Genomic DNA, 11,115 nt, shown 5'->3' on the forward strand with positions numbered 1-11,115 from the left:
ATGGCGATATTCGCTATATTGCCATGCAGTTCAGTAGGTTAGAAGCATTCCTGGGGGCCGGTCTCACGGATTCAGGAAATAATGAATCTTCAGGAAGCAATATAATAAAGTTCATTGACTGTTCCACGATATCAGGAGCCGAATATAAAGCGAGAGGACTAAAAAATCTCGAAATAAAAAAGATCGAACAAAAAACGCAATTCTCAAATCCCGGCGCAGCAGTAACCTTTGAAAACCAAGGTGACATTCCATTACTTTCTAAGTATTGCAGCGCTCTATCCGGAATTTCCACTGGGGAGCTAAACCGATTTACTAAGAAACATTGGGAGGTTTTTCGATTTGGGGGGGAATGGGAGCTTTCTCAGACAAGCTCGATTCAAACTTGTCATTTCACAGGGCTTACGAATGCTGTTCTTTGGCAAAAAGGAGCGGGTGAGCTCTACGATTTAGTACAAAGCGTTAAGCACCTTAATCATGCTGCCCAAAACTGGCAGAGAGGCAAACCCAACTGGGGGAAGCCAGGCATAAGCATAAGCAAAATGCGCGAACTAAAAGCAAGTATATACTCTGAGAGGATATACGACGAAAACTGCTGTGCAATTATCCCAGCCGATCCTAGCATAATGCCCGCGCTTTGGGAGTTCTGCAGAAGCCCTGAGTACAATCATGAGGTTAGAAAAATAAACCAGAGCATCTTGGTTCAAACCAAATATATGATAAATATTCCTTTTGATATCGATAAATGGGAAAAAGCTGCTGCTGAAAAATACCCTCATGGCCTCCCTAAGCCCTACTCTGATGATCCCACACAATGGATCTTCCACGGCCACCCCTGCGGCTCGGTAACCTGGGACGAGGAAGCCAAATGGACCGCCCATGGCCCGCTGCGCACCGACGATACCGTGCTGCAGGTCGCCATGGCCCGGCTGTTGGGCTACCGCTGGCCGGCGGAGCGGGACCCGGAGATGGAGCTGGCCGAGGAGCAGCGCGAGTGGGTCAAGCGCTGCGAGGCGCTACTCGGCCATGCAGATCGCGACGGCATCGTCTGCCTGCCTGCTGTGCGCGGCGAGCGGCGCGCCGTGGATCGCCTGGAGGCGCTGCTGGCCGACGCCTACGGCGACCAGTGGTCCGCCACCACCCGCGGCAAGCTGCTGGAGAGCGTCGATCACGCCGGCAAGGACCTGGAGAGCTGGCTGCGCGACAAGTTCTTCGCTCAGCACTGCAAGCTGTTCCAGAACCGCCCCTTCATCTGGCACATCTGGGACGGCCTCAAGGACGGCTTCTCGGCGCTGGTGAACTACCACAAGCTCGACTTCAAGGCCCTGGAAACCCTCACCTACACCTACCTGGGCGACTGGATCACCCAGCAGAAGAAGCAGATCAGCGAGGGTATCGACGGCGCCGAAGCCCGCCTCGCCGCCGCCGAGGCGCTGCAGAAGAGCCTGGAGCTGATTCTCGAAGGCGAAGAGCCCTACGATATCTTCGTACGCTGGAAGCCCCTGGAAGAGCAGCCCATCGGCTGGCACCCCGACCTCAACGACGGCGTCCGCCTCAACATCCGCCCCTTCCTGTCCGTCCCCGACGTCAAGAAGAAGGGGGCCGGCGTGCTCGTCCACAAGCCCAACATCCACTGGAAGAAGGATCGGGGCAAGGACGTCGAATCCGCTCCCTGGTACCAGCTCGGCCCCCAGCTGGGCGGTGCCAAGGGCGACCGGATCAACGACTACCACCTCACGCTGGCGGCGAAGAAGGCAGCGAGAAAACCATAAAAATGTGCAGTAACGCGCAGGGAGACTAACGATGGCCAAGATCACCGATGCTGTGGACCCCGGCAACGCCGGGGGCAGCGTGCTGATCCCCGAGATTCCTACGATGCCCAACCGCCCCGTCACCTTCCAATGTGACAAGTGCGGCGAGGTCTTCGCGGACCGCGAGGCACGGCGACAGCACGTCTTTGACCAGCACCCTTTCAAGCGCCCACAGTTGCTGGTGGGCAGTCGCATGGTCAAGGAGCGGGGCGAAGTGGTGGCCAGTCCGTTCCCTCCAGCGGACTGGGTGGTCCAGCAGGCAGAGCGGATCGAGATCGACCACCAGGAGGTGGCCAGTCGGCAGGCATGCCGCCAACTCAGCAAGATCACCTCGGGTTTTCACGAGGTTACCCTGACCAGCGCCGACTACTCGGTGAACTACCATATCGAATTCGATATCCCCAAGGAGGCGCAACTAGCCACGGTGGAGCGGGCCTTCAACAACCTGATCGTCAACCAGCCGTTGGAAAGTGACCGTATCGCCCAGTTCATCACCGTAGCCAAAGAGGAGGACGGTGCCAGGTACTACCTGGAAGGCGTCAGCGACTTCCTCTACGGCGTGCTGGCCAAGGATCAGCGTGGCGGCACGAGTCTGAACCGAGATGACTACACGACCAAGTTCCACGCCGCCCGCGAGGCACTCCGCTTCCTCAACCGCCCGCTGGCCAACCTGATAAAGGCGCTGGTCAACTTCAACCACAACGCCTTCAGCGAAGCTGAAATACTCGCCCCCGGTGGTCAGGTCGCGATTGCCTGCCGGATGTTGAACGGCCTACGCTGCGGCAAACACTGCCCACCCCCTAAGATCAGGGCCGCTTCCGGACACAACCTGCCGGTGGACACCCTCACTGCCGAAATCATGCGCTTCTGCAGCCTGCCGTTGACAGAACAGTGGGAGCGACTGCCTCAATTGGCGCACCTGGTCAGCAAGCGCCTGACCACCGACCATGATCGGGTCAAGATCCAGGCACTGGCCATGAATACCTGCTGGGAGGCCGGCGATCATGAGCAGGCAGCCGGCTGGGCCAAAAAGCTGCGCCACAGCCCTCTATTCGAGGCCCTGGCCACCCGTATCATCGAGGACGTAGAGCATGAGTGACTCCCCAAGGGACGATAAAAAATTCGTCCCGATCTTCAACAAAACCACAGGTGCCGCTTCACAAGGCGAGGCCCAAGCTGGCAAAGCCCTTAACACCAATAAGCGGTCAGATACTAAGGCTCCGACACCTGCTGAGAACCCAGCGGTGTCTCGGGCACATCAAGATATTCGGCAAGGAGGGCAAAGTCACGCTAGCGACTCTGAGAGGAGTAGCGAGTCAGGTACCAGGTCCACCCAGGAACTGGATAAGAAGTCGGATACTTCCACTCAGTCGAAGAGCAGCAAGAACATTACATGCGTCTCCGATATTATCAAGCGTTTCTATGCCTCCTCGGGTACACCGAAGAGGATCACCGAGCCGGCGCTGAGAAAGCTGGAGGAGCGCACGCTCTCAGCCGCCCAGCGTTCGGAGCTTCTCGACCTCGCCCAGCGTGAAGACGCCGCGCTTGCCCGTACCGTCAACCTGGCCTTCGCCGCTTTTGAGATCTACAGCAACCACACCATCAGGGATCTGCTGCTGAAGTTCGCCATCGACGCTGGCCGGGAAACTTTCGATCTCGCCATGGAACCTGTGGATGACTGGCTCCCGCTCAGCGACGAGGACCGCAAGCCCGCCAAGGAGCTCTTCAGGCGCTATGTCAGCCGAGTGCAGCAGGTGGAAGGCAATAAGAAGGTGCCGGCCAAGGAGAAGAAGGAGCGTCTGACCAAGCTACGCAACCTGCTGTTCCTGAGCCTGATCTGGCAGGCCAACCAGGGGTGGGCCGGAGAAGAAGAGATCCTGCGCTTCCTGAGAGCAGAGGGCGTTTTCACCACTAGCACACACTACCCTACCCAGGCCAGGGAGGCGCTACTGAAGTCGGCCTATACCCAGGCGAGTGCCGACTTCTCCCCGCTGGGCTGGCTGTCGCGCCAGATCGAGAATACCAAGATCCGCCAGGCCAGCGACCTGGAACGACTGGAGAGAGACGTCAAGCGCCTCACCGCCGAGCGTGACCAGATACACCAGGAACATACAAGCCTACGTCACGAGCATGACGCCCTGATGGCCAGGGTCGAAGAGCTTGAGCAGGCGCTACACCAAGAGAAGGAGAGCGCGCAGACCACCAGCGTACATCTGGAAGATGACAAGCACCGACTGCGCGCCCAGGTCACCAAGGCGCTGAAGAACGAGGTACCACGCCTGGAGGAAGCGCTGATTGCACTTAGGCTTGACCCTCCCAAGCTGCACATCGTTTCCCACTACGTTGAAGATGCTCTCGACAATATTAAGAAGGTTCTACATAGAACAGAAGGAGAGTGATATGGAAGTCTTCGGCTTCGACTTCGGCACCACCAACAGCCTGATTACCCAAGTAGTCGGCGGTAAAGCAATCGTATTGGGCCAAGGAACAGACAATGAACCCTATCCCTCGGTAGTTTGCTACGAGGGCGATAGTGTTATCTGCGGCAGCGAGGCCAAGAAGCGCCTCATGACCCACGAGATTGGCGTGATCGGCAACGTGGTGCGCTCACCCAAGATGCTCCTGAACCGGGAATATGTTCACGTCGACGGCATCCCGCGGCGTCCCCGCGATATGGTGGCGGATGTCGTCAAGCACGTGGTGTCGAGCACCGAGAAAGACCCGCGCTACCAGCATGGCCAGGGTATCGGCCGGGCCGTCGTCACGATTCCCGTCGATATGGACGGCAGGCAGCGCCGCGAGCTTCGCGAGGCCTTCCATCAGGCCGGCCTGGTTATCGAGCAGTTCGTCCATGAGCCCATGGCAGCACTCTACGGCTACCTGCGCACCAAGGAAGACCCGGAAAGCGAGATTCGCCGCCTGGAAGGGCAATACCTACTGGTAGTCGACTGGGGCGGCGGCACCCTCGACCTGACCTTGTGCCAGGTGCAGAACGGCATGCTCGTGCAAGTTCGTAATGATGGTACTGACGACCTGGGTGGCGATGTGATGGATGAGGCGATTCGCCGTGAGGTCGAGAAGCGCGCCGTCGAAGCGGCAGGGCTCGGCGCCGAGGAGGCAGACGTCAACTCGGATGCCAGGCTTCGACTGCTGGCTCGTGCCGAAGAGGCTAAGATCAAACTCTCGACTCGTGAGCAAGAACCAATATTCATTCATGACTATTTCCGTAATGAGCATCGAGATCCAAATATCGATGTTCTGCTGACTCGTAGCGAGCTTGAGGAGATTATCGGCCAGAAGGTCCGTCAGGGAATTAGGCGCGCTAAGACCCTGATCGAGGCTGCCGACCTGACCACCTCGGATATCTCGCTCTGCCTGGCTACCGGCGGCATCGTCAACATGCCGGCGGTCAAGTCCGGCCTCTATGAGATGTTTGGTGCCACGCGGGTGGAGATCTCCGATCGTGGCTTCTCCATCATCTCGGAGGGAGCCGCATGGATCGCCCATGACCGTGCCCGCCTGCGCCTGGCCAAGAACATCGAGGTCCATGTGGCACGTAACGCCTACTTCCCGGTCATTGGTGCAGGCTACGAGATGCCGACTGCCGGGGATGTCAGCGAGGCTGAGAGGTTGACGCTCTATTGCACCGATCCGCGAGACGGCGTCGGCAAGGTCAGCCTGCTCGCCCCCACCCGCCATGGGCGCCAGGTGCAGCCAAACGACTCTCGCCAGCCCCTGGCGTCACTAAACGTCAAGGTTGAGCCTACGATGGCCAAGCTCTTCGAGCGGATCATGCTCGACCTGGAGGTAGACGATAACCTGATCCTACACGCCACGGCGAAGTCGGCCATCAAGGGTGACAGCGACTACCGGCCCATTCACGAGCTGGAATTCGGCCTGGACATCATGCAGGGCATCACAGGCCGTTCGATGAATGGACCCCAAGAACAGACCGGTGGCGCCGAGGGAGCATCAAAAAAGCCTGAGGGTCGCAGCAGTCAGAGCGATCAGCCGGTAGGCGGTATCCTGCTGCGACCCAATGTAGCTAGGCAGGAGGACATCTCACTGGTACCCGGCGAGGCATTGATGCAGAAGGAGATGGGCCGGCCAGGCGGGCACTTCCATCGAGCCAATGAACTTACCGACCTGCAACGGGATGAAAGGGCCTCCTACGCGCCCTGCAGTTACTGCGGGAGGCGCGCTGGGGATCCGAAATGCCGGTGTCTATCCGAACAGCGCGGAAAAGGCCTTGGCAGCTTCCGGGTGAGCCGCTGATTTCCGGTAAGCTATTGCGCTTAAAGCCATTTGCAGTGAGGAGATACGCCATCTCATGGCTATCATGGAACAGCTCGTTAGAGCCATCCGCAGCGCCGCCGCCTACAACCCAGATGTACAGGCGGCTCCTACCTGCATCTTGTGGCCGGACCGCGAGCGGCTATGGGAGCCGGTGATCACGCAGATCCAGGCCGAGCTGCCGGAGCTTCTGGTGCTGGGCGACTACGCCCCCGAGCAGCGCCGCGGCCCGGCGATCTGGCTACGCTGTGCCATCGCCGGCACCGTGGAAGGCATCAAGCTGGACGATGAGACACCTCCTATCCTTTACCTGCCCAGCGTAGGACGCCAGGATCTACGTGCCGTCAGCGAGTGCCCGGAAGCCCTGAAGCCCCTGGCAGAGCTGCAGTACCGCGGCACGCTCTGGTCCCAGGTCAACGCCAAGGACTGGACGCCGCGGGCGTTCCTCTCCTCACAGCAGGGTGGGCTGGGCCTGGCCGTGGCCGGTGACGCTGCCACACGCCAGGCACTGCTGGCCGCCCTGCCTCGATTGCTCCGAGAGCCGCTCGCGGACTTGCAAGACCGTCACCTCGACGCCGAGGCCTTCAATACCCTGCTCACCGGCGGCGACCCGGTGCGCGACCTGCTGGACTGGCTCAACCAGCCCGAAGCAATGAAAGCTAGCCGGCCTGACCATGAGTGGCAGGCCTTCTGTCAGGTATGTAACTCCCGCTACGGCATAAACCCTGAGAAACAGAGCGTGCTGGATGCCCTGGAGCGCTTCACCCAGCGCCAGGGCAACTGGAAAACGGTCTGGGCGCGATTTACGGAGGCCCCGAACCGCTATCCGGAGCTCATCGAACACCTGGCTCAGCTTACGCCACCGGATCTCGGCCTGTTTCCCGAGCCTGACGACATGGCTGTATGGCCGCAGCTTAACCGTCAGGAGGAGGAGCGGCTCTATCACGACCTGTGCGCACTCGGCAGCCTGCCGGCCCATGAAGCCCGCGAACGACTGGAAACACTGGAGAGCGAACATGGTGTGCGCCGCGATTGGGTGTGGGCGGAGCTGGGCGAAAGCCCGCTGACCATGGCCCTGGCACCGCTTGCCGAGCTGGCCAGGGTGACGCGACGCAGCCTGGCGGGTGGGCACGCCGAGGATATGCGCCAGGCGTATCTCAGCGAAGGCTGGAAGGCCGATGATGCCCTGCTCAGGGCGCTGGAGGAGATCACCGGCCAGCGCGAGCAGGAGGCAGTCTTTACCGCGGCCCGTACGGTGTATCTGCGCTGGGCCGACGAGGCGGCCCGCCACCTCCAGAAGGTGTGGCAACCGGGTGTCGATGGCCTGAAGCGCGGCGAGGCATCCCCCCATACTCAGCTAGGCGAGTGCGTGCTGTTCGTGGATGGCCTGCGCCTGGACTGTGGCAAGCGCCTGACTCAGCGCCTTGTCGCCCAGGGGCTGGATGTCACCGAGCACAGTACCTGGGCGGCGCTGCCCAGCGTGACCGGCACCGGCAAGTACGCGGTGGCGCCGATCCTCGGCAGCGATGGCATCCACGAGGAGCCTGACGGCTACCAGTTCACGCCCATCACCCGACATCTGTTCCAGAAGCTGCTGCGCGAGAATGGCTGGCAGGTGCTGGAGCGCCGCCAGGTGGAACAACTGCACAAGGAGACCCTGGATACCTCCAAGCCGGCCTGGTGCGAGTTCGGCGATATCGATCACGCTGGTCATGAGCGCGGCTGGAAGCTGGCCCAGCATGTGGATGACATGCTTGCCGAGGTTGCAGAGCGCATCCAAGCGCTGTTGGCCCAGGGCTGGTCGCAGGTCCGCGTGGTGACCGATCACGGCTGGCTGCTTTTGCCAGGAGAGCTACCCAAGACCGAGCTGCCGGCCAGCCTAGTGGAGACCAAGTGGGGGCGCTGTGCCGCGCTCAAGCCGGGAGCCCATACAGACGCAGCACGCTTCCCCTGGTACTGGAACGAACAGGTACACTTCGCCCTGGCGGAGAGCATTCACTGCTTCAAGGCGGGTGAGACCTACACCCATGGCGGTCTCAGCCTGCAGGAGTGTCTGACGCCGGAGCTGGTGGTCACCGGCAGCGCCGGCCCCAAGCCCTCGGTGCTGATCGATGGCCTGGTGTGGAAGGGACTGCGCTGTACCCTGGTGGTGGAAAGCGACAGCGAGGGGCTGACCCTGGATGTGCGTCGCCATGCCGGCGACCCGACCAGCAGCCTGGTGCTCTCGCCCAAGCCGTTCAAGGCCGGCGGCAAGGCCTCGGTGGTGGTCGAAGATGACGACCTAGAAGGCGATACCGCCTACGCCGTGGTGCTGGATGACAAGGGCCAGGTGATCGCTCAGCGCTCCGCCACCATCGGCGGCAGTGCATAGCCCTTAATGACTGACACAGGGAGACGTCATGGAACTCGATGATCTGGATCGCAAGGCGGCTGAGCTGCTGGATGGCTACCTGGTGCGCAAGGATCTGGTGCGCACCTTCGCCCGCCAGTTCCCGGTACCCACCTACGTGGTGGAGTTCCTGCTTGGGCGCTACTGTGCCAGCACCGATCCAGAGGAGATCGAGGAGGGTCTGGAGGTGGTGCAGCGGCAGCTCAAGTCGCGCACCATCAAGGCCGGTGAGGAGGAGCTGTTCAAGGCCCGCGCCCGCGAGAAGGGCGAGATCAAGATCATCGACCTGATCCAGGCGCGTCTGGATACCAAGAACGACACCTACATGGCCAGCCTGCCCAGCCTGCGCCTGAACGACGTGCGGATCCCGGATGATCTAGTCAGCGAGCACGAGCGCATGCTCACCGGCGGCTTCTACGCCGAGCTGACCCTGGAATACGACGCCAGCATCGCCCAGGAACAGGGCGGGCGCCCCTTCGGCATCCGCGCCCTGCGCGAGATCCAACTCTCCAAGCGCGACGTGCTCGACGAGCTGGCCCAGGCTCGACAGCACTTCACCACCGAGGAGTGGAAAGCCTTCCTGCTGCGCTCCACCGGCATCGAGCCGGCGGGCCTTACCGAACGCCAGAAGGACGCCATGCTGCTGCGCATGGTGCCCTTCGTGGAGCGCAACTATAACGTCGTCGAGCTCGGCCCCCGCGGCACCGGCAAAAGCCACCTGTTCCAGCAAGTCTCGCCCTACGCCCACCTGATCTCCGGCGGCAAGGCCACCGTGGCCAAGATGTTCGTCAACAACGCCAACGGCCAGCGCGGCCTGGTGTGCCAATACGACGTGGTCTGCTTCGACGAGGTCTCCGGCATCTCGTTCGACAACAAGGACGGCGTCAACATCATGAAGGGGTATATGGAGAGCGGCGAGTTCTCCCGCGGCAAGGAGAGCATCCGCGCCGACGGCTCCATCGTGCTGGTGGGCAACTTCGATGTGGACGTGGAATACCAGCAGCGCATCGGCCACCTGTTCGGCCCTCTGCCCGAGGAGATGCGCCACGATACCGCCTTCATGGATCGCATCCACGCCTTCCTGCCCGGGTGGGACGTGCCCAAGGTCAGCAAGGAGCTGCTCACCGATCACTTCGGCCTAGTCAGCGATTTTCTCTCGGAGTGCTGGAGCCAGCTGCGCAGCCAGAGCCGCGTTTCACAGTGGCAGGGGCGCGTCTTCTTCGGCGGCGCCCTCTCCGGTCGCGACACCAACGCCGTCAACAAGACCGCCAGCGGCCTGCTGAAGCTGCTCTACCCCGGCGATGACCTCACGCCCAGCGACGACGATTTGGAGTGGGCGGTTCATATCGGCATGGAGGCGCGCCGGCGGGTCAAGGAGCAGCAGAAGCGCATCGGTGCCGCGGAGTTCCGCAACACTCACTTCAGCTACACCATGGGCGAAGACGGCGTGGAGAAGTTCGTCGCGACTCCGGAGCTGCAGAGCGACAACAGTATTGGTAACGATCCCCTAGAGCCCGGCCAGGTCTGGACCATCAGCCCTGGCGGCCAGGCCAGCAACGGCCAGGAGGAGCACCCGGGTCTGTTCCGCATCGAGGTCAACGAAGGCCCCGGCTCGGGGGTGAAGATCCTCAACAAGCCGGTGCCCCCGGCCTTCCGTGAGAGCATCGGCTACGCCGAGCAGAACCTCTACACGCGCGCCGGGCAGCTAGTCGGCGACAAGGATCCGCGTCAGCACGAGTTCACCATTCAGCTGCGCGCCTTCGATGCCGCTAAGTCTGGCACCAAGTTGGGGGTCGCCGCGCTGATCGCCATGAGCTCATCCTTACTCAAGCGCAGCCTGCGTGGCGGCCTGATCGTGGTGGGTGAGATCAACCTCGGCGGCTCCATCGAGCCGATTCACAACCCGGTCACCATGGTGGAAATTGCCGTGGAGAAAGGCGCCACGGCGATCCTGATGCCAGTCACCTGCCGCAAGCTGCTGTTCGACCTCTCCGACGAGATGGCCACCAAGGTGGACATCCAGTTCTACCTGGACGCCCGGGATGCGCTGCTGAAGGCGCTGGGAGAGTAAGCAGGTTGAATCTGCAAAATACCCACAGTCGGTATTTCGGATAATTTGGGAGACAATTGGCCGGACTCTCCATTTCGTTAATCTGGAGTTGACCTTCTGAATCGCAGCGCCCTCAGCCGTAGCGACCGCCTCCGCGCGGCCTCGACACAGCAGCGGTTGCGCCAGGTCGTGGAGATCCTCCAGCATATCAAGCCGTGGGCGGGATCGCTCAGTGGCGCCTGGCTCTGGTATCGCACCTACCCGCTCGCGCCGCTGGGTGACCTGACGGCGGAGGAGCTGGTCCGCCGAGGCCGGGCCGATGATGTCCGAACCTATCTTTCCCACATTGCCGAGGGAGGCTATGCGTGAGCCGGCGGGAGCCGGGGTTTCTAACAGCATGTCTGGCGGGACGGTCTGACGCACGGGAATGGCAACCAGAGAAACCTGTCTCGCTGAAGAAGGGCGGTCTCAATGACCAAGTGCAACACGTGACCCATCAGCCCGCCTCATTCACGAGGGTGCTGATTGAGCGGTCTGAAGGTACTGACTGGTGGCATCGCTTATCAGGATCGGCT

The 11,115-nt window shown here is 61.3% G+C and carries 6 protein-coding genes; all 6 read left to right on the forward strand.

Features of this window, described 5'->3' with window-relative positions:
- The first annotated feature begins 902 nt into the window (after nucleotides 1-902).
- Genes G7A98_RS16635 through brxL form a run of 6 tightly spaced genes read left to right on the forward strand, consistent with a single transcriptional unit; the run spans nucleotide 903 to nucleotide 10,561 of the window.
- Nucleotides 903-1,769: a hypothetical protein gene (locus G7A98_RS16635; RefSeq protein ID WP_205596301.1), complete on the forward strand. Its 867-nt coding sequence runs from the start codon at nucleotides 903-905 to the stop codon at nucleotides 1,767-1,769.
- A gap of 31 nt (nucleotides 1,770-1,800) precedes the next feature.
- Nucleotides 1,801-2,907 (forward strand): hypothetical protein, encoded by a 1,107-nt coding sequence (locus G7A98_RS16145; RefSeq protein ID WP_163650706.1) that lies wholly within the window; start codon nucleotides 1,801-1,803, stop codon nucleotides 2,905-2,907.
- A complete protein-coding gene (locus G7A98_RS16150) occupies nucleotides 2,900-4,207 on the forward strand; it encodes a hypothetical protein (protein WP_163650707.1) in 1,308 nt (435 codons plus the stop codon). The genes G7A98_RS16145 and G7A98_RS16150 overlap by 8 nt, the downstream gene beginning before the upstream one ends.
- A 1-nt stretch (nucleotide 4,208) precedes the next feature.
- Entirely contained in the window at nucleotides 4,209-6,083 is a 1,875-nt protein-coding gene (locus G7A98_RS16155; protein ID WP_163650708.1) for an Hsp70 family protein, read from the forward strand.
- Between the two features lie 55 nt (nucleotides 6,084-6,138).
- Nucleotides 6,139-8,472 carry a BREX-1 system phosphatase PglZ type B gene (gene pglZ, locus G7A98_RS16160; protein WP_163650709.1) on the forward strand — a complete coding sequence of 778 codons (2,334 nt, stop codon included), beginning with the start codon at nucleotides 6,139-6,141 and terminating at the stop codon, nucleotides 8,470-8,472.
- Nucleotides 8,473-8,500: 28 nt separating this feature from the next.
- Nucleotides 8,501-10,561, forward strand: coding sequence for a BREX system Lon protease-like protein BrxL (gene brxL / locus G7A98_RS16165; protein ID WP_163650710.1), 2,061 nt, complete (start codon nucleotides 8,501-8,503; stop codon nucleotides 10,559-10,561).
- The last annotated feature ends 554 nt before the right edge of the window (nucleotides 10,562-11,115 follow it).

It is taken from the genome of Modicisalibacter sp. 'Wilcox' (assembly GCF_010993675.1).
GTDB classification, from domain to species: Bacteria; Pseudomonadota; Gammaproteobacteria; order Pseudomonadales; family Halomonadaceae; genus Modicisalibacter; species Modicisalibacter tunisiensis.

Bases quoted from the DNA above. Each gene is read 5' to 3' on its own strand.
- G7A98_RS16145 (WP_163650706.1), top strand. From the start codon at position 1,801: ATGGCCAAGATCACCGATGCTGTGGACCCCGGCAACGCCGGGGGCAGC.
- G7A98_RS16150 (WP_163650707.1), top strand. From the start codon at position 2,900: ATGAGTGACTCCCCAAGGGACGATAAAAAATTCGTCCCGATCTTCAAC.
- G7A98_RS16155 (WP_163650708.1), top strand. From the start codon at position 4,209: ATGGAAGTCTTCGGCTTCGACTTCGGCACCACCAACAGCCTGATTACC.
- pglZ (WP_163650709.1), top strand. From the start codon at position 6,139: ATGGCTATCATGGAACAGCTCGTTAGAGCCATCCGCAGCGCCGCCGCC.
- brxL (WP_163650710.1), top strand. From the start codon at position 8,501: ATGGAACTCGATGATCTGGATCGCAAGGCGGCTGAGCTGCTGGATGGC.